Origin of the sequence: Parathalassolituus penaei (assembly GCF_026626885.1) — a bacterium.
GTDB classification, from domain to species: Bacteria; Pseudomonadota; Gammaproteobacteria; order Pseudomonadales; family Oceanobacteraceae; genus Oceanobacter; species Oceanobacter penaei.
This window is the reverse complement of sequence record NZ_JAPNOA010000027.1, coordinates 25,767-46,003: the sequence shown is the minus strand read 5'-3', so window position 1 is coordinate 46,003 and position 20,237 is coordinate 25,767. Positions and strand designations below refer to the sequence as shown.

At 54.1% G+C, this 20,237-nt stretch carries 18 protein-coding genes; 10 read left to right on the top strand and 8 right to left on the bottom strand.

Features of this window, described 5'->3' with window-relative positions:
• Window positions 1-167: 167 nt before the first annotated feature.
• A complete protein-coding gene (locus OUO13_RS10075; RefSeq protein WP_283173756.1) occupies window positions 168-1,010 on the bottom strand; it encodes a class III extradiol dioxygenase family protein in 843 nt (280 codons plus the stop codon).
• Window positions 1,003-1,404: a protocatechuate 3,4-dioxygenase gene (locus OUO13_RS10070; RefSeq protein WP_283173755.1), complete on the bottom strand. Its 402-nt coding sequence runs from the start codon at window positions 1,402-1,404 to the stop codon at window positions 1,003-1,005. Before OUO13_RS10070 ends, OUO13_RS10075 begins: the two co-directional genes overlap by 8 nt.
• A 145-nt stretch (window positions 1,405-1,549) precedes the next feature.
• Between OUO13_RS10070 and OUO13_RS10065 the strand changes: the two genes are divergently transcribed.
• Complete coding sequence (locus OUO13_RS10065; protein ID WP_283173754.1) at window positions 1,550-2,521, top strand: helix-turn-helix domain-containing protein; 972 nt, start codon at window positions 1,550-1,552, stop codon at window positions 2,519-2,521.
• Here OUO13_RS10065 and OUO13_RS10060 read toward each other — a convergent pair.
• From OUO13_RS10060 to OUO13_RS10035, 6 genes are read right to left on the bottom strand one after another with little or no spacing between them, the layout of a single operon-like run.
• On the bottom strand, window positions 2,502-2,912 hold the full coding sequence (locus tag OUO13_RS10060) for a type IV pilin protein (RefSeq protein WP_283173753.1): 411 nt from the start codon (window positions 2,910-2,912) through the stop codon (window positions 2,502-2,504). The two genes, OUO13_RS10065 and OUO13_RS10060, sit on opposite strands and share 20 nt — an antisense overlap.
• A 32-nt stretch (window positions 2,913-2,944) precedes the next feature.
• Entirely contained in the window at window positions 2,945-5,809 is a 2,865-nt protein-coding gene (locus OUO13_RS10055; protein WP_283173752.1) for a pilus assembly protein, read from the bottom strand.
• A 14-nt stretch (window positions 5,810-5,823) separates the two neighbouring features.
• Window positions 5,824-6,444: a pilus assembly PilX family protein gene (locus tag OUO13_RS10050; protein ID WP_283173751.1), complete on the bottom strand. Its 621-nt coding sequence runs from the start codon at window positions 6,442-6,444 to the stop codon at window positions 5,824-5,826.
• A gap of 11 nt (window positions 6,445-6,455) precedes the next feature.
• Entirely contained in the window at window positions 6,456-7,505 is a 1,050-nt protein-coding gene (locus OUO13_RS10045; RefSeq protein ID WP_283173750.1) for a PilW family protein, read from the bottom strand.
• A gap of 13 nt (window positions 7,506-7,518) precedes the next feature.
• A complete protein-coding gene (gene pilV, locus OUO13_RS10040) occupies window positions 7,519-8,001 on the bottom strand; it encodes a type IV pilus modification protein PilV (RefSeq protein ID WP_283173749.1) in 483 nt (160 codons plus the stop codon).
• 8 nt (window positions 8,002-8,009) lie between these two features.
• Window positions 8,010-8,573, bottom strand: coding sequence for a GspH/FimT family pseudopilin (locus OUO13_RS10035; RefSeq protein WP_283173748.1), 564 nt, complete (start codon window positions 8,571-8,573; stop codon window positions 8,010-8,012).
• Between the two features lie 300 nt (window positions 8,574-8,873).
• On the opposite strand from OUO13_RS10035, the gene OUO13_RS10030 reads away from it, so the two are divergent.
• From OUO13_RS10030 to OUO13_RS09990, 9 genes are all read left to right on the top strand, one after another.
• The gene (locus OUO13_RS10030) at window positions 8,874-9,803 is read left to right on the top strand and encodes a ZIP family metal transporter (protein WP_283173747.1); all 930 of its coding nucleotides are present in this window, start codon (window positions 8,874-8,876) and stop codon (window positions 9,801-9,803) included.
• 150 nt (window positions 9,804-9,953) lie between these two features.
• On the top strand, window positions 9,954-10,439 hold the full coding sequence (locus tag OUO13_RS10025; RefSeq protein WP_283173746.1) for a Dps family protein: 486 nt from the start codon (window positions 9,954-9,956) through the stop codon (window positions 10,437-10,439).
• Between the two features lie 551 nt (window positions 10,440-10,990).
• Window positions 10,991-12,901, top strand: a complete 1,911-nt coding sequence (locus tag OUO13_RS10020; protein WP_283173745.1) for a methyl-accepting chemotaxis protein — start codon at window positions 10,991-10,993, stop codon at window positions 12,899-12,901.
• Between the two features lie 11 nt (window positions 12,902-12,912).
• Window positions 12,913-14,424 (top strand): chemotaxis protein CheW, encoded by a 1,512-nt coding sequence (locus OUO13_RS10015; RefSeq protein ID WP_283173744.1) that lies wholly within the window; start codon window positions 12,913-12,915, stop codon window positions 14,422-14,424.
• Entirely contained in the window at window positions 14,421-15,536 is a 1,116-nt protein-coding gene (locus OUO13_RS10010) for a protein-glutamate methylesterase/protein-glutamine glutaminase (RefSeq protein ID WP_283173743.1), read from the top strand. Before OUO13_RS10015 ends, OUO13_RS10010 begins: the two co-directional genes overlap by 4 nt.
• A 2-nt stretch (window positions 15,537-15,538) precedes the next feature.
• Entirely contained in the window at window positions 15,539-16,174 is a 636-nt protein-coding gene (locus OUO13_RS10005) for a HEAT repeat domain-containing protein (RefSeq protein WP_283173742.1), read from the top strand.
• Window positions 16,171-17,010 (top strand): CheR family methyltransferase, encoded by an 840-nt coding sequence (locus OUO13_RS10000; protein ID WP_283173741.1) that lies wholly within the window; start codon window positions 16,171-16,173, stop codon window positions 17,008-17,010. The genes OUO13_RS10005 and OUO13_RS10000 overlap by 4 nt, the downstream gene beginning before the upstream one ends.
• On the top strand, window positions 17,007-17,378 hold the full coding sequence (locus OUO13_RS09995; protein WP_283173740.1) for a response regulator transcription factor: 372 nt from the start codon (window positions 17,007-17,009) through the stop codon (window positions 17,376-17,378). Before OUO13_RS10000 ends, OUO13_RS09995 begins: the two co-directional genes overlap by 4 nt.
• The gene (locus tag OUO13_RS09990) at window positions 17,375-20,233 is read left to right on the top strand and encodes a chemotaxis protein CheA (RefSeq protein ID WP_283173739.1); all 2,859 of its coding nucleotides are present in this window, start codon (window positions 17,375-17,377) and stop codon (window positions 20,231-20,233) included. The genes OUO13_RS09995 and OUO13_RS09990 overlap by 4 nt, the downstream gene beginning before the upstream one ends.
• The last annotated feature ends 4 nt before the right edge of the window (window positions 20,234-20,237 follow it).

The window sequence follows — 20,237 nt, the reverse complement described above, 5'->3', positions numbered from 1 at the left end:
ATTCCGACTAACGGCGTAGAGACAACGACCGCCATCAATCATGGTGCCGCCAAAATGAGAAATAAATCACAAATTACTGCCATATCAATATCGGCCGAAAATAAATAAAATCGCCAGGCACAAAGTCCTGGCGATTTAAAAAAGACACCGAAATCAATCGAAAACAATCAGCCCTTGTCGGCCAGCAGCAGAACACCAGCTCCAGTATTGGAGATCGGCGCGTGGTAATGCTTGTGCAGCACATCCACTTCTTCCGACAGCGCACCGCGCATCACCAGCCACATGATCACTTCGATACCTTCAGTACCGGCCTTTTCCATGATCTCGGAATTGGATTGGGCGCACAGCCATTCCGGATTATTGATTACAGCTTCCATACACTGAATGTCGTAAGCCACATCAATCAGACCAGAACGCTCACCCTGCAGCTGGTGAGACAGACCACCGGTGCCGATAATCACCACTTTCATATCTTCCGGGTAAGACTCAACAGCTTTACGCAGGGCCTGACCCACCTGGAAACAACGACGAGCACTGGTCAGCGGATGCTGAACGGTATTCACCGCAAATGGCATGGTCTTGACCGGCCACTCTGGCAGATGACGCCAGAACAGGCCCATCGGCACGGTAAAACCGTGGTCGACCTTCATTTCCTGACAGGTGCACATATCCACACCCTGGTTGATCAGGCTTTCTGCCACGTGCCAGGAGAACGGCGCGTCCCCCTTGAACGATGGCATGATCGGAATGCCCCAGCCTTCATCCGCGTTCTGATACTCATCAGAGCACCCCATTGCAAAGGTTGGCACCTGATTCAGGAAGAAATTCAGGCCATGGTCGTTGTAAACGATGATTGCCATGTCCGGCTGAACTTCATCCAGCCATTTTTTGACTGGTTCATAACCGTCGAAGAAACGCTTCCAGTACGGATCATTTTCCAGCTTGCTGGCCATGGCATTGCCGATAGCCGGGATGTGAGAGGTAGTGATACCACCGATGATCTTAGCCATGCCAGAAACCCCCTGCCTGTTTCAGTTGTTCTTCGAAACCCGCTGCGTTATCCAGCAGCAGTTGTTTGAATTCCGGAGTGGTGATGCCGTGGAATTTTGCACCCGCATCCTGCACATTCAGACCATGGAACACCGCAATCTTGGCCAGGTAATACACATTACCGCCCAGATGCATCAGCTTCAGGAAGTCACCCGCCAGCACCGCCTCACGCTGCTCATCACTCAGCTCATACTTGCGGCAATAAGCGTCCATATCGGCCGCAAACTCATCACGGTTTGCCTTGTCGATAAAGGAATAGGCCATACGATTCAGGTTGTAACCGGCATGTGAGCGCTTGCCATCAAACACATAAGTGCCGGGTATCTTGTCATAATCATGGGCTTGCCAGTTCATGCCAGTTACCTCTGTTGTTGTTCTGTGAGGCCATTCTTGCCGGTTTCTGCCAACTGAAGAATGGAATAAACCCGGCACAAATTGCACTTTTCGCAGATCCACTCAAAAGCCTATTATTCCCTGACTCAGATCAAGAGATGGCAATATGACACGGCAGTCCGATAATGCAGGCCCACGTACAGCAACCCCCGGTAACCAGGTTCCAGTCGTACATCAGTACGGAGACAACAGCCTCGGCTTCGGGACCGACCAGCTTCATTGCGAACGCCTGAGCGTGCGCAGCCGCCAGCATCAGTTCAAGATTCGCCCACACCGACATCGCGGATTAACCCAGATATTTCTGGTCAGTCACGGCAGTGGCCAGGCGGTGGTCGATGGTCGTCAGACCAACGTGCAGGCACCTGCAGCCCTGGTGATTGCCGAATTATGTGTGCATGACTTTATCTGGTCGGAAGATGTTGAAGGCTACGTACTGTCGATATCACATGGCTTGCTGGAGCAACTCAGCATGGAACAGGCTGCCAGCGTGTTCTTGCATACCCGGGTTCTGCAAGATGCCACTGCAGTACAGGAACTGGCGCTGCTACTGAAACAGCTGCATGACGAATACAGCACCCCACCAGACGAGTTACGAGCACAGGCACTGCTTAACTGGGTGCGTCTGAGTGCGATCCGGCTCTATCGTCAGGCACGAGAGGTCACAGAGGCACCAGGCAACGACACCTCACGGGGGCTGCAATGGTTGCAACGTTTTACCAGCCTGATTAACCGGGACTATGCCTTGCAACGAACCGTCGAAGACTACGCATCTGAGCTGGGCATATCCGCCGCCCACCTGAATGCTATCTGTCAGACACACACGCGTCGTAACGCCCTGTCGCTGGTACATGAGCGGGTAATTGTCGAAGCCTGTCGTTATCTGAACTACACGGTTCAACCGGTCAGCAGCATTGCCTATCAACTGGGTTACAGCGACCCGGCATACTTCACACGATTTTTTCGACGGCAGATGGGAGTATCACCGCGTGAATATCGTAATAGCAGTGACAGCGGGCATATGCCCGCTGTCATTGAGGAAGGGATTAAAGACGGAGCAATTACCAGCAACCGCTCATAGTCCCGGTAATGGAGCCATTAGCCTCCAGACCTTTGGCCCCGGCGTTGTTGTAAGTGAGAATCCCGCACTGGGTATCTTTCAGCGGCGTTGCCTTGAGGGTATAACTCTGGGCCACAATTGTTGAGCTGAAGGTGTAATACTCTTTCAGATCAGTCTGACATCCGAGTGCAGGCATGGCGCCAGCGTAACTGGAAGCTCCCGCATAACGACGCTCCAGTGACTGCCCGGTTTCCAGCAAACAGCCTTCTGCTGCTGAACGGTTGGTTTTGACCATCTGGTTTTGATAACCAGGAATCGCCACCCCGAATAAAACCGACACAATCACCACTGTAATCATCAGCTCCACCAGGGTAAAACCCCGGTGGAGCTGGAATGGTTTCCGATTACTCATACTGCTTTCCTTAACCAGAGATATAGTCACATTTATTCGTCCAACAGCTCGCGCCAACCAGAAATACCATTTTCGCCCTTGGTAAAAGTAAACGGATCGTCCAATCCCAGATTGGTAACACCGGATTTATCGATATTTCTCTCACTATGCCCTTCCAGAGTCACCTCACCACCAATAATGGTGATACTTGGTTTATAGGCTTTACCTGTTCCCACCAACACGTTATCCGTTACCGGAGTTTTGGTGTGCAGGGTGTTATATGGGAAATAACCTTTATCCAGACGGTACAGGTAGTAATAGGCGTTACAGACCTGCTCTGTTCCAGACGTTTCTTCCACCTGTACCGGCAGGAACACCACACTCTCAGCAATCTCTACCTGATCGGTGATTGTGGCCAGCGTTGGCAGCTTCTGAATATGCTCACTTTTTGGTGTAAACAGGGTTTCCTTGGTGTAAGTGCCGGAATCACTCCAGGAACCGGACTCACCGACCCGGCTGATCCAGCGTGATGCCCAGGTGCTGGAATTCGGCAAGCGGAAGGTTTTCAAACGGGTGGTCGTCTGCGCCGTTACATAATCGTAGCCCCCCAGCGTCGCGGTTTGCAGGTATTTCACCGGGTCCGCAACCGTACTGGTGGTGCCCATATTGCCAACGGTCACCTTGGAGGGGCTGTTAATCAAACTACCACCGGATGCAATTTTGTATTCATAGACATTACCGTCGGCATCCCCCACATACATGGTTAAATTCTGTACCCGGTTTTTGCCAGAGGTATCAAAGGATTCCAGAACAATTGGCGCTGCGGTTAATGTACCGGTTGCCAATGTGTACTGCTTGGCAGTCGCACCGGATGTCAAAGCACGAACATTAACGGTGTTGGTGCCGGTCAGATACAGTGCGTAATAGGTACTACCCACCTGGAAGATAACCGGACGATGTGGAACAGAACCAGCTGCAGAGTCAGCCCATAGATTGGTAAGCGTTCCACTACTGCTAACATTCAATGCATAGTGAATGCTCCCTCCCTTGGCCGAACCCACCACATAGGCGTTTTTGGTACCGCCGGAGGTATATTCCTGAACTGCAATCTGACCTTCCATCGCATGGCTTTTATAAAAAGTACCGTAATCCTTCAAACTCGCAACCAGATCACCAGGCATAAAGCCCCATTTCAGCTCACCAGTCGTGGAATCAACGGAATACAGAAAACCATCATCGGTATGGAACATCACCTGTCCGAGATTCTCGGCAATCACTGGCTGGGTGCTGTACGGCCGACCAATCATGGTATTCGGGTCACGCTTGCCCAGGAAGGTAGCCGTATAAGACGGATTCAGGGTATAGCTGATGATCTCGGCGGACGTTGGTGACGTCGATCCGAATGCTGCGCTATCCAATAAAGCGAACTTCGTAAGAGCACCAGAGCTATTGATGGAATACAAACGATCGGTACGTTGGGCAACCGTCATCAAGGTACCGGCATCCCATTGCGCCGTCGTTTCCGTAGTGCCATCCGCTTTCAGCTTGAATGCCATCAGATGGCCACCGTAATAGGAATAGGAACCGTCATCCTTCAGATAATAATCAGTCTGATACGGCACATACACCAGATTACCAGACGTGGTTTCACGTGGCACGGCCGGAGCAGCCAGGCTGTAGGTGCCTTTCTTGATAACTTCAGTAGTAACGCTAGAGGTGGAATACAGACTCGAGAAAATGCCAGTGTCCTTATAGATAATATCCATCGGATCACTGCTGGATCCGCCGTTTTGCAGCAAGATATTCTTGGCCAATGCTTCACCAATAAAAGTGGCATTGTTGTTGCCCATAGTCAGGGTACCCTTTTGGACATAAATACCTGCAGCCATACTCACACGGTCATTCAGAGTAAAGTCACTACTCAGAACATAGATATAAAGACGTTCAGGATGCTCAGCATCAGCCGTTGTATTCAGAACACCAGAAGATGGGCAAGAAGATACGTTAATGCAACTTCCATTAAGGTTGTTCATACTCATATTGTCGACATAAAGCTTGACCTTGCCAGTGCCATCACCACCACTGGATGCCACTTTTATAACAAACTTGCTGGTTGTTTCGAGCGTGCCGATGTAATACGTGCCAGGTTCAAAGGTTACCGTTGCGTTATCAGCAGACAAACGAAGCTTGCTAATTCTATAAGGACTGGCAGCAGAGTCATATTTAAAGTAGACCTCATTACCAGTATTCACATCAACCAGTTCGTACCCATAAAGATCCTGATATGCTGTATCAGACTTGGAAAGGTACACTTTCTTACTGGTCAAAGCATCGTTGGTTAATGTCAACCTAGTTGACCCATAAACAGGAAATGTTCCCCAGTCCGAATTAAGGTGCGAATCATAAACGATATAATCACTACCTTTCTGATTATTATCACAACCATTCCCGGTGCCATTTTTACACCAACGATATTTTGAGCTGCTTGAAGAGTCCTTTAACGCATACGAATGTTCAACGCTGCTACTGGTGAATTTAATCACACCCCCACTATTAGCGTAAGTAACCTTTGCGGCATTGGCAGATGGGCCAGTGTATGACATGGGTGACAAAGCATTCAGGTATTCGCCGGTCTCAGCAACCTTGCCACCGGAAGACGTCGAACAGCCAGTACCACGAGTGGTATATTTACCTGTCTGGGCATTAATGACCGTGCTATTACCACCAAACAGAATGGCACAGTTGGACTCGCCGTTAGACTGAACCGTAATAGTACCGTCCTTGAGTACCCCCAAAGCCCCCGGCATTGGCCCACTGGCTGCCACCAAGGTGTCACAGGCCCCAGCCAGAACCTGTAACGGAAATACCACTGCCATTAAAAAAGCTGTGAATTTATATACCATCTGTTTATAACGCATATCGCTCTTCTCCCTTACAGCAACGCGTTGAATGTCGCTTGCAAGCGAACACGGGTATTAGGCTGTGCACCGTAACCAATTACGGTGATAGTGAACCGCTCAACATGCAGAGGCTCACCAGCACTACCAATACTATTGGAATAACCTTCCGGGCTGACGTCGGCATAACATGGGCTGGTTTCATCCACCTCACTGTCATAACCGATCATATAACGTGGAACCTGACTCAGACCGAGTTGTTTTAACGGTGCGTTTTCAGCCGATGTCAGAGCAATCGAATCGGAATTATCCCAGGTCGCTACACCAGTAAGCCATGGCAATGAGGTTGAACAGTCACCACCGTTACCACCACCAGAGCTGATGGTCAGGGTTTTGTAATACCAGGGATAAGCCTTGTTGCCAAAATAGGTAGCGTAGTTACCGTTTGATACCATTTCCGAAACTTTTGCCTCAGCCACTTTCAGGGCATATTCAGCCGCCTGGAACGCACGGTTACGGTCTTCAGCGTTGGCCGCCATCCGGATTTCCAGAGTCGAACTCTTGATCCCGGAAATACCCAGCAAGGTCAGGATCACCAGCATCACCAGGCTGATAATCAAGGCCGAACCCTGCATCAATGAACGATTTGTTTTCATGTCACAGGTCCTTATTGCAAACGACCACGAATGGCCACCACAAAGCTGACTTCGCGGTACATTCGTTTGTCGGTCGGCGTTATGGTTTTGCCGTTAAAGGTGTAGGAAGAAATACTATCTACCACGTTGTCATCGATACTGCGCACCAGCAGATTGATACGAGCGCTGATCGCATCCGACCATTCAGCACCAATCGAACCATCGGTAATCTGGGTCGGGGTGTAATAACCTTCCGGTAAACCGTCATCATTGGTATCCACACCAAAGGTCAGCTGCATATCCTGGATGCCTTCAACCACTTCAATGGTGTCAGAGCTACCCTGATCGGTGGCGCGCTGGAACAACGCCGATTCACCATTGGCGTTGGTGCCGATGTAATAGGCAATCGTGCGAGTCTTGATAACCGTGGCACCAGCCTGGAACGGATAAATAAAGTTTTTGGTCTGGTTGCCCGGCGTGCCGGTACCGGTGTTGTGAACCACGTTATCGGAACCGGAGTTACCATTGCCTGAAAAGTTGGTGATCTGGAAAATGGATGCCGTACGGCAATCGGTTACCACTACAATGTCATCCACTCCCATTGGCGGAGGATCAATAGAGGTTACTTTCAAGGAGGCCGACGGGTTGTCCAGTTCGGTTTCCAGTTTGGCACCGACACCATAAGTTCCGCGCACCACCAGTGCATCCGTACCGGATTTAACCACCCCCGATAGCGCAGCAGGCAGATTATTGCCGTTATCGTAAGCTTCCAGCGGCTGGGCAAAGTTAAAGTCGAAATCAGTAGAGTTAAGCATGTTCTGCACGGTAGTTACGTTGGCCAGACAGGAATAACCCGATCCCGCCATTCGCACTTCACGGGCGATATAGTCATAGGCAATACGCACGTTTTCCTGAATTTCGGCCAGGGCATCACCGGTGATATAGGTACGTTTATTACTCTGGAATACCGAAACCACACCGGCAATCAATACCAGGCTGATGACCATACTGATCATCAACTCGATCATCGAGAATCCCGACTGTTTTGCGCGCGCAGACCACTTGTCAGAAAACACTGTCATGTCCTTATTTCCTTCACAGAGTGGACGCGAGGGTGATGGAGGTAACCTTGTCCTTGTCATCCACCACTCCGTCCTCATTGACATCTTCAGTGACCGAGTTATCAAACCACTGGACGATCACCGTACAGTTGCCGTTTGAGTCGCAGTCCACTGAACCATCGCCAGATGGCAGCAGGCTGGTAAGGTTGGCAACCCAGTCCTTAAGATCGGTGTCAGCCATGCTGTTACCGGTTGAGAATTTGCGCGTGCCCATCGACATGTCGTATTTCCCAGCAATCGCGGCATCACTATTGGCACGGATCCGTTCGAGGATGTCATAGGCCAGAATACTGCCCTGCGAGCGCAGATAAGCGCCGCGGTTCTCCTGCAGCGAGCGTGCCTGCAAGGCCGCCATTCCCAGCAAGCCAACCGACAGCACCACCACGGATACCATCACTTCAACCATACTGAAACCGCGCTGAAGACGGTTTTGCCCCAGAGCAACTGAGCGTTTCATGAGAGTTCTCACTGGCAAGTTACCGTGCTGGAATCCACGCGGGTGCGACCACCGGTAGTCATGGAAATCACCCTGGCATTAGGCGATACACCGCTGGCCACCGTACAAATGGTGACGGTGCCGGCATCACTTTGCAGTGCGCCATCGGCCTTATAGCGAATAGAGGTCGCCAGTGCGGTATTACCGGCGATACGAATATTACCCTTGGCGGCTTCACCAACAGCGAATACTGCTTCAGTACCGTCAGTGGCCAATTTGCCATCGGAGTTGGCATCGTTGAAGGCAATCCAGCCGGAAGTCCAGGAACTGGCATTGCAGGAAGTACCGTTACTGCTCGGGCATAGCATGGTTTGCATGTTGCGTTTGACTGCTTCCATACGCACCGATGCCAGCTGGCCGTTGACACGATTGGTTTCGGTAATCAGGGCATTGCTTTCAATAAAGGTACGGAGTGCCGGAGCACCAACAGCAATCAAAATGGAGAAGACCCCAAGAGCTGTCATCAGCTCAATCAGAGTAAAGCCGCGACAGCGGTTCAAGATCCGATAATTGTGGGTCGGTATTGCAATCATGATGCGTTCATCCATTTACGGTGTGATCAGGTTCAATCTATGCAGAGATTGTGTCGGGGTCGGATTGTCGGATCAACGGACCTGCATCACAGAACAGTCATAAGGCGGAAAAACTGGGATAAACGGGCGTTGCACAATTGTTACCGAATGTGATTTACAACTGATTATTTACGTTCTATTGATATATATCAAAATCAGCCAGCTAATAGAAAACAGCTTTTACTGTCATCACAAATGCTGATTTTCTGTCGACTCTCGAATCTCCTATAGTCAATTCAGAGGGTCCAAGGAGCACCTGTGATGACAACTCTGAATAGTCCATCCGAAAGCTGGTTCAGCATCATTAGAGCCACTGCGTTTGAACATCCACGCACCAGCATTGCCCTTGCGGCCGCTCTGGTGCTGACCATTATTCTGTTACTACAGGGTATGTTGCATTCACTGGCCAGCAGCACCGACGGCTTTAGTCGTTACGCACTGCTGGGCGGCACTGCCGGCTTTCTCGCCACCACACTGGGCGCTGCTCCGGCTCTCTTTCTGCGTGGCATTCGCCAGTCTACGGAAGACGTCATGCTGGGGTTTGCCGCTGGCATGATGCTGGCAGCCTCCTGTTTTTCACTGATTCTGCCCGGGCTAGATTCCGGTGAAGCCATCACCGGCTCGGCTGTTGGCGGAGCCGCACTGGTGGTTCTGGGAATGGCCTTTGGTGTGGCGTTGATGTTGGGGATTGATAACCTGACGCCCCACGAACACACCAATACCGGCCCTTGTGGCCCCGGCCATGAACGCTGTGATCGCGCCTGGTTGTTTGTGCTGGCGATTGCCATTCACAACCTGCCGGAAGGTATGGCAGTTGGGGTCAGTTTTGCTCAGGGCGATATGAGTGTTGGCCTGCCGCTGGCCACTGCAATTGCCCTGCAGGATATTCCCGAAGGTCTGGCGGTAGCCCTGACCCTGCGAGCGGTTGGTATGTCCCCGATGTTAGCCGTGGTCGTTGCAGGAGCCAGTGGATTGCTGGAGCCTGTTGGTGCCCTGTTGGGGGCTGGTCTGGCCGGTGGATGGCTGTTCGCCTACCCGATCGGGCTGGGTCTTGCCGCGGGCGCCATGCTGTTTGTGGTGTCTCACGAAGTGATTCCGGAAACCCATCGCAATGGCCACCAGACACTGGCAACCCTGGGATTGATGGCCGGATTCTGTCTGATGATGGTGCTGGATACCACACTGGGATAAATCCCCAACTGCCGAAACCAACTTGCAATGCTGACCTGTCGCAACACAAGCGAGATCCAATCAGCCTATAAATAGAAAATACTCTCACCTGCAAATGAGACTTTCGATAACAACGACACCAGAACCTGTTCTGACCAGAGGAATTCGACCATGACCAAACCCATGAGTATCAATATCGGTATCAGCGACGAGCACCGCGAACAGATTGCCGACGGGCTGGGCCGTTTGCTGGCCGATACCTACACCCTGTATCTGACCACTCACAACTTCCACTGGAACGTCACCGGGCCAATGTTCAACAGCCTGCACGACATGTTTATGGTGCAGTACACAGAACTCTGGAATGCCGTTGACCCGATTGCTGAACGTATTCGCTCGCTGGGCCATAAAGCCCCAGGCTCCTATTCACAGTTTGGCAAACTGACATCGCTGCCAGATGCGCCGGAAGTGCCGCCCAAGGCACTGGAAATGGTGGCGATCCTGGCTCAGGGCCACGAAGCCACTGCCCGTACAGCACGCAGTCTGTTCCAGCTGGTTGACGAAGCCAGTGATGAGCCAACCGCTGATCTGCTGACCCAGCGTATTACCGTACACGAGCAAACCGCCTGGATGCTGCGTTCCTTGCTGGAAGAATAACGCTACCCGCTTTATGGCCCACGGCTCCGTTTATCCCGGCATACCCCGGCATAACGGAGCTGCAACAGGCCAAACCCGCGACGTTGGGATTCACACTTGTGCAGCGCATGCAGTTGCACACTCTTCTCGTACAACTTTTGTACATTTTTTAGCAATTAGCTACGTTCTGATATACAGCCCAAACGGCAGCATTGCTGTCACCTGCACGCCATCCTTCACGCCGTCCTTCACGCCATCCTTCGCGCTCACGCATCCTGCAGCGTACGTGCCTTGGCGGCTATCCAGAGGCTGATCGGCCACTATTAACAATTCCCTTATTTTCCACATGTCTTACCCGACCATAACCGTCGACCATTGCCCGCCCACCTTGCAAACAGGCCATCTGCTTCTAGCGTAAATAAAGAATGCGGCGTTATGGCCGACACAAGGTCTGGCTCCCTGAGCCGTCCCTCAAATTTGATCGACCTGCCCCGGTACTCCGTTCGCCGCCGCAGATTATCCAACCCCGGCAAGCACGAGAGTTTGGCCACCGCTTGCTGATGGAGAACGTTATGGCACTTGTCAAAAAAACAGTGATGGCTCCACGTCAGAGCACCTCCAAAACCACCACCCAGATCAACCGGGAGGCGGAGCAACAGCGCAAACGCGCCCGTACACTGGCCAAACAGCAACAGGCGGCAGAACGGATCGCCGCGGCCTCTGGCGAACTGTCGTCGGGCATTTCCGAATCATCGGCGGCGGCAGAAGAACTCAACCGTGCCGCGACCCAGATCGCCGCGGGTGCCGAAGAAGGCAGCGCCGCCGCCCAGCAATCTCTGGTGGCGTTCCAGCAAGTCACACACGCGATCCAGCGCCAGCTCAATAATGCCGAAGCCAACCGCGAACACTGCACCAACCTGTCCATGCTGGCCAACGCCACCTCACGCGATATCGAGCGTCTGGTGCAGAAAGTTGGCGAGTCAGCGCGCCGTCAGGAGCAATCGGTACTGCTGGTTTCGGAGCTGGAAAAACAGGCCACCCGCATTGGCGACATCGTCAAAGCCGTGGTCAAGATCGCCGATCAGACCAACCTGTTGGCCCTGAACGCTGCCATCGAAGCGGCACGTGCCGGTAAACACGGCAAAGGATTTGCAGTGGTTGCCGATGAGGTTCGCACCCTCGCCGAAACCTCCGAACAAAGTGCCAACGAAATCCAGTCGCTGGTCTCTACCATCCAGAAAGAAGTGCTGTGTATCGCCGAAGGCATCAGGAACGCCTCCAGTATCGTGGAAGGAGAGGTACGCAAAGGCCAGACCATCAGCGAGCAACTTGACGTGATCCGCGAGGAAATGAGCGATGTGATTCATGGCTCCGAAGAAATCTCCTCGGGTGCCGAACAATCCTCCCGCGCTGCTAGCGAAGCCCTTAAAGGCATGGAAGATATTGCTGCAGCCTCGGAAGAACAATCATCTGCTGCGGTTGAAGCCGCGCGCCTGGTGAATGAACAGGCCCAGGCTCTGACCGAATGTGAAGTCGCGGCCCAGACCCTGTTTGATCTGTCGGAAGAACTGCGCAGCTCCACTGAACTGACCAAAAGCGCCGAGGAAGTCGCCTCCTGTGCCGAAGAACTGTCCTCGGTTGTACAGGTCATCAGTCAGGCTGCACATCAGGTTATGACTGGTATTGAGCAGATTCGCAGAGGCGCTCAATCCACCGCCGCGGCTACTGAAGAATCCTCAGCCGCCATTATCCAGATCGAAAAAGGTCTGGATGTCTCGCAGGCGCGCGCGCGCCAGAGTCGCGACATGGTGACACGTATTCGCGAAACCCTGCGCGGCAACAAGGGCTCGGTTGATGAACTGATCAATGGCATCCGCTTGTCCGTAACCAACACCAACAATAGCGTCAAACAGGTGCGGGAACTGGAAAAACTGTCACGCCGGATAGACAAGATTGTTGAATCCATCGCCACCGTCTCCATCCAGACCAACATGCTGGCCGTCAGCGGTTCTATTGAAGCCGCCCGTGCCGGTGAATCCGGCAAGGGATTTGTGGTGGTCGCTACCGATATCCGCAACCTCGCCCGTGATTCCGCCGAAAATGCCGAGCAAATCAAGGAGCTGGTGCGTTCTATTCAAGAGCAAATCCGACTGGTTAGTGACGATCTCAGCAACATCGCCGCAGAAGCCTCAGAAGAAGCGATACGAGCTAACGAGTCCACTCGCAATCTGCTTGCCATCGATAAGGACATCGAATCGGTGGAACGCGGTGCCGATGACATTCTGTCGGCGGCCACCGAAATCGCCGCCGCCATCCTGCAAATCAAACGTGGTGCAGAACAGATTGCCTCCGGAGCCCAACAGTCTGAACACGCCGCCGACGAGGCGGCGGCGGCGGCCGAACAACAATGCCAGGGCGCCGAAGAGCTGGCCTCCGCCATTGAAGAAATCGCCTGTCTGGCGGATGAATTGCAAAGCGCCTGAGAACACACCCGATGCCAACCGAGCTGCTGAACAATTACGAATACCAGGAGGACGATGACCTCGCGTTACGTCTTCACGTGGTGTTTAACCTGGGGCCTGAAGCCTGGGCCCTGCCCATGGCGGCTGTCCGGGAAATCGTACGGGTTCCGGCGGTTACCCGAGTGCCCCGCTCCCCCTCCAGCCTGCTGGGCCTGGCCAATCTGCGCGGTAATGTCATCCCAGTATTCTCCCTGCGACGCCTGATGGGACTGGAAGACATCAACGACCAGGATTGCAATCGGGCGATAGTGCTGGAAGGTGATGAACCCATGGCACTGGTCGTCGATCGTATCAGCCGGGTCAGCATGATTGATCAGCTCGAACCCCTTACCAGCCACCAGCAACAGGCCGATCATCTGATTGCAGGCGCCTGCCGCCTGTGTGCCGGTTTTCCGCTGGTGATGGTGCTGGATCACACCAGCCTGCTGGGGTTATGCCACAGTTACCAGAGCGCGCCTCACGAAAGCCGACTGTCAAATCCCGATAGCAGCAACAACGACCAGGCCCAGAACGACGATGCCGACCAGGACCTGTGCCAGTTTGTGTGCTGCCGGATTGCCCATCAGGAATTCGCCATTCCGATCGAGCAGATCCGTCGCATTATTGAACCCGGCACAGGTATCAGCAGCCTGCCCAACAGCCCGCTGGGGATTCTCGGTGCGCTGAATGTGGGTGATGAAACCCTGATGTTGTTGCACATGGCCGAGCTGTTCCGCCTGCCTCGCGAGCCCTTTCCAGAACGTGCTCGCATTCTGATTACCGACTATCCCGGCCGTGGTTATGGCCTGCTGGTTGATCAGGTCATTGGTGTGCTGCGCCTGCATGCCAACCAGATTCGCAGCATCGGCAACATCATGAGTGGCGACCGCGATATGGCGCAATTCTCCGGGCTGTGCCAACTGCAACAGGGCAAACGCCTGATCGCCATCATCGACCTGCAACGTTTGCTGCTACTGCATGGACTGCCCGTCAACGACTCACAACATCTGTCGGCGCCGGAACGGCAAGCGTTGGACATGGATGCCGACAACAATGATAACGACTCCGACCTTGTGCACATGGTGGTCTATCGCCTTGGCAACGAAGAGTTCGCCTCGCCGGTGAGTTGTATCCATGAAATCGTCCGTATGCCGGAGCGTTTGCAACCGGTGCCAACGGCTCGCCAACAGGTCGATGGCCTGATGAACCTGCGTGGCAATATTCTGCCGGTAGCTGACCTCCGTACCCGGCTCGGTATGGCGCGTGGCGAAAGCAACGACCGCCAACGCATTCTGGTGTTTTCTGATCAGAATGAGCGCTCAGGCTTTGTAGTTGATCAAGTAACTGAAATTCTCACAATCCCCCGGCAACCACTGGCCGACGAAAACACTGCCAGAAACCAACACAACAAAGTGATTAATTTACCAGCTAGCGGTCGGCTGATTCAGGTGATTACTCCTGATCGATTGTTATCTCAACACCTCCAGCACGGAGCCTCCTTATGAGTGGAGCAGCCATGACCCGATTGCTGATCGTTGATGACTCTGCCCTTATGCGGCAGCTGATCACTCATATCTTTAGCACCCAGGACGACTTTGAGATTCATACTGCCCGTAACGGTGTAGAAGCAGTCTCCAAGAATCGTCTGGTCCAGCCCGACGTGATTACCCTCGACATCAACATGCCAGAAATGGACGGACTTGATGCGCTGGCGCTGATCATGGCGGAGCGTCCGGTACCGGTGGTGATGCTGTCCTCCCTGACACGACAGGGTGCCTTGGCCACTTTCGAAGCCCTGAATCTGGGGGCAGTTGATTTTATTGCCAAACCCGATGGCACCATTTCCCTCAGTCTGGGAGAAGTCGAAAGCGAACTGATTGCCAAGGTCAAAGCGGCCAGCCGTGCGCGCTTGCGCAAGTTCACCGATCCCAACAAACAGTTTCGCCACCACAAGCTGCCCGACCGCAGTCCGCCACCCGCCACCCAGGAGGTCTCCACCACGTCGTTGGGTGGTCGCCAGTACAGCAGTAACAATCCGTTGGTGCTGATTGGAGTCTCCACCGGAGGGCCACGGACACTGGAAGAAATTCTGCCGCAGATGCCGGCCAATTTTCCGTTCCCGATTGTGGTCGCCCAACACATGCCGGCCAACTTTACCCGTTCACTGGCGGAGCGCCTGAATCGTTATTGCCAGATGGAAGTACTGGAAGCCAATGCCGAACAACCGTTGCTACCCGGCCATATTTACATCGCCGCAGGCAACAAGGATGTGGTGTTGGCCAACCAGAATGGCGGCATGGTCATCAAACCGGTGGCGGAAAGCCCCGATTATACCTGGCACCCATCGGTGGAACGGCTGGCCCAATCGGCACTGCAGTACTGTCAGCCTCGCCGGATCATGGCCGTGATGCTCACCGGTATGGGCCGCGATGGCTCGGAGGCTTATACCAAACTGTTCAACTCGGGAGCCGAAACCATCGCCGAATCAGAAGATACGGCTGTGGTGTTTGGAATGCCTGATGCACTGATTCGGGCCGGAGGCGCCAGCCACGTATTACCCGCCAACGCCATTGCCGAACGTATCGTGCAGTGGTCCAAAACCCAGAAGGCACGATAACCATGGCGCTGTTACAGAAGTCTGGCCAACCACGTCCGGCACCGGATGATCCAACAGGGCGAATACTGGATGTCGAAGCGCTCGAACGCTGTCTGCATGATCCGTCAGCGGATATCCGACGCCGTGCTGCAGCCGACCTTGCCAGTTGTCAGCAGGCCACCCAATGGTTGTTAACCCAGCTCCAGCAGGAAACCATCCCGTCGGTACGGCAGGTCATTATCACCAGCCTGACCCGCATCAATACCACGGAAGCCGTGCAAGGGCTGGCAACCTGCCTGCGGGCCGAGGATGCACGCCTGCGTAACGACGCCATTGAAGCCATGAAACAGATGCCGGATGCCATGGCACCGGTTATCGAAGAGCTGTTACAGGATCAGGACCCGGATATCCGCATTTTTGCGGTTAATATTCTCGAATCACTGTGCCATGAACAGGTAGAAAACTGGTTGCTCGACGTGATGGATAACGACGCCAGCATCAATGTTGTCTGCGCCGCCCTGGATATCATCGGAGAAGTGGGCACGGAAATCGCGCTGCCCGTATTGGAACGGACTGCCCGGCGCTTTAACGACGCCTACGTCGGTTTTGCCTGTGATCTGGCAATCCGTCGTATCGCCGACAGCCGACCAGCATCATGACAGCCATTATCAGCCAGGATGATTTTCTGGTCTTCCGTGAATACTTCTATCGCAAAACCGGCATCCGCTTTGAGTCCAGCAAACGCTATTTTGTCGACAAACGCCTGATCGACCGCATCACCGCCAACGACTGCGCCAGCTTCCGCGAATATTTCACCCGTTTGCGCTTTCAGGCCAATGGTGAGGAATTACAGCGCCTGACCAATCTGCTGACGGTAAACGAAACCTATTTCATGCGAGAGGAGTACCAATTCGATTGTCTGACCAGCCATATCCTGCCAGAACTCAGCGAACACCTGCCGACAGACAAGATCATCAACATCTGGTGCATCCCGTCGTCGTCAGGGGAGGAACCCTACTCCATCGCCATGCAGTTACTGGAGAATTGGCCAATGCTGCGTAACCGCGATGTGCGCCTGCTGGCTTCCGACATCAACACCCGCATGCTCGATATGGCCGAAGAAGGACTGTACAGCGAACGTTCCATACGCAACGTGCCGCCCACCTGGCGTGCCCGCTATTTCAGCCGGGTCGGCGATATGTACCAGATCTGCGATGAATTACGAGCCTGCGTTGAGTTCAGCCACGTCAACCTTGCCAACCCGGTTGAAGTGCGCCGCCAGCATGCCATCGACGTGGTGTTCTGCCGCAACCTGCTGATCTATTTCGACGACTTGTCGCGCAAGGAAGCCGCGGAATCCCTCTACGACGTTATGTCCCCCGGTGGTTTTATCTGCCTCGGGCATTCGGAATCCATGGGCCGTATTTCGCCACTATTCACCGTTCGCAAGTTTCCGGAAGCGATTGTCTACCAGAAGCCCTGGGAGGAATCATGAAACGAGTACTCATCATTGACGATGCCAGCACCATCCGCCTGTACAAACGCTGCATCCTGGAGAAACACGGCTATCTGGTTGAAGAGGCAGTAAACGGTATGGAGGGGCTGGAAAAGGCACTCGAAAGCCATTTCGATCTGTACATCGTCGACATCAACATGCCCAAACTGGATGGCTACGGCTTTTTACAGCGTATTCGTGCGGAAGACATCGACCAGCCTCCCGCCATGATGGTCTCAACCGAATCCGCCGCCCAGGACAAGGAAATTGCCTACCAGTCCGGTGCCAACCTGTATCTGGTAAAACCGGCCAAACCGGCCGAGCTGTTAACGTTTGTGCGTTTGTTGATGGGGGACCACCACTCATGAATCCGCTGTTGCAACAATTTCTTGCTGAAGGCCGGGATCAGCTGCAACAGATGAGTGAATCCCTGCTGGCACTGGAACGCGGCGAACAGAGCAGCGAACATATCAATGAGCTGTTCCGGCTGATGCACACCCTCAAGGGTGCCAGCAGCTTGTTCACCTTTCCGGAAATGACATCGGTCCTGCACATTGCCGAAGACCTGCTGACCGCCATTCGGGAACGGCCGGCCGCCCTTGGCCGCGACCTCACCGACCTGTTGCTGGAATGCCTCGACTTTACCAGCCTGCTGCTGGATGAAATCAACCAGCATGACCAGCCACTGGCCCACGGCGAACAATCCGGACAGCTGTGCCAACGTCTGCAGCAACAGCTGCAAAGCTGGAATACCAAGGTCGGGCAAAACGCACCACTGCAGACACAGGAACAGACAGCACAACCAGTACCAACACAGCAGCCTGCGACTACCGCCACCAGCCGTGCGACCAAACAGGCAGCAGAGCACAGCGATCAATCATCGCTGGCAGATCACCGCATTCTGCAAAGTATTCCCGAAGCGCTGCGGCAGCAGATTCTGATTGAATCCCTGCACGAACCTGAGCTGAACTACATTGTTTACCGCCCTCAGGCGCAGTGTTATTTCTCCGGTGAAGATCCGTTTTTCCTGGCCCGTCAGACCCCGTCCTGCATCTGGGGAACGGCCAGTGGCAGCTCACAGGATCTGGCCAATCTAGACCCCTATGATTGCCAGTTGGTGTTTCATGTGCTGAGCCGCGCCAGCGACATCGAACTGCAACAACACTTCCAGTACGTGGTTGAACAGATTGATGTTGCGCCGATTGATGCCCGCCAGCTGATCTTTCTGAGCAGCCAGGCCGACGATCAGCCACTGTCGCAGGAAACTCTCGACGGCCTGCACAGCCTTTATGTCAGCCGCAATGTCAGCGGCTTGCGCCAACGCCTCATCGACATCCTTGGCCAGATCAAAACCCAGACCACCACCGCCAGTGCCCTGCGCTGGCTGCAATGTGCCGCAAACCATGCCCCGGACTCACCGGTCATGGAACAGACATGGCAGCTGTTAACCCGTCATAGCCAGTATCAACCGACCCAACCCGGCACCATCCAGCACAACGATGTTAACGATGAGATGATGCAGCGTGGCATGCAGGAAGTACTGGCCACCCAACGCCATATTCTCGAACTCGACCACAACACCCCGTGGGCCAAAGGTCGACTCAAAGCCGCCGCCAACAGCCTGGCAAATATCATGGATGCCACCGGGCAGAGTGAGCAGAAACATCACCTGCGGCAGCTGCTGGATGAAAGCCTGCAAGACTTCAACACCCGTTCGATGATCAGCTGGATCGACAATTTGCTCGATCATCCGGTAGCGGCCGATCAGGAGCAGACCGCGGCGACCAGACGTGCCCCGATTACCAGTCAGCAAGCCCAGCAGCCGTCCAGCCCGTCAACAGTCAGCTCGCCAGCGCCTATTGCACAGGGATCCGGTCGACAACGCACCAACCCGCCAGCCCAGCCAACCACCCCGGCTCAGGCTCAGGTTGCCGCCAGCCGATCAGAACACAACGTCGCAGCAGAACACTCCGGTCGCGCGCGTATGGCCGACAACAACGAACCGGAACTCACACCACGCAGTGACAACAGTCCCCGCTATCTCAAGGTGGATCAGGAAAAAATCGACCGCCTGATGGGGCTGATTGGCGAAATGATTGTTGCCCGTAATCGCCTGCCCTTCCTCGCCGCCCGTATCGAACGTATGGAAGGTGGACGGGGAGACCCGGTGTTGCGGGAGCTGTCACGGGATATCAAGGAACAGCACAGCCTGATCAACCGGATTGCCGAAGAAATGCAGGACACCATCATGCAGATCCGCATGATGCCGTTTTCGTCCATTTCCATGCGCTTCCCGCGACTGGTACGCGACATCTCCAATCGTCTTGGCAAACAGGTACGGCTGGAAATGGAAGGTGAGGAAACCGAAGCCGACAAGAACATCATCGAGATTCTGGCCGAACCTCTGATCCACATCGTTCGCAACAGCCTCGATCACGGCCTCGAAACCCCGGAGCAACGCCTGCGCGCTGGCAAACCTGCCGAAGGCCAGCTGCTGATCCGCGCCTCGCAGGAGGTCGATCGGGTCCTGATCGAAGTCAACGATGACGGCCTAGGTATGGACCCCGATGTGCTGCGGGAAAAAGCCGTTGAAAAAGGCCTGATCGACAGTGCTACCGCCGTTCGCCTCAGCCGCCAGGAATGCCTGAATCTGATACTGCTACCGGGCTTCTCCACAGCCGACACCGTCACCGACCTGTCGGGCCGAGGGGTCGGGATGGATGCCGTGCGGCGTGCCATCGACAAGGTTAACGGCGGCATCACCATCAGCAGCGTCCCAGGTAAAGGCACCCGCATCCAGATCCGCCTGCCCATGTCGATTGCCGCTACCAGGGTGATGATGATCGAAACTGATGGCCAGCTGATGGGCATCCCTATGGATCAGGTTCAGGAAACCGTGCGCATCCCGCAATCCGCCATTCATCAGGTCCGTCAGCAGCAAACCACCGTTCTGCGTGAACAGATTTTGCCCCTGGTCGCGCTGAATGACCTCCTGCAATTGCCAATATCAACTAGGCTTAATGAAGATAACGAATACGCCGTCCTGGTGATTCGTAATGGCAGTGAACCGCTTGGCCTTCTGGTCGATAACTTCCGGGGTAGCACCGAAGTGATCCAGAAACCATTGGGCGGTTTGCTGGCGGGAGTAACCGCCTACACCGGCGCAGCGCTGATCGGTGATGGTTCAGTGGTCATGATCCTGAATCTGCGGGCCCTGTTATAACCCT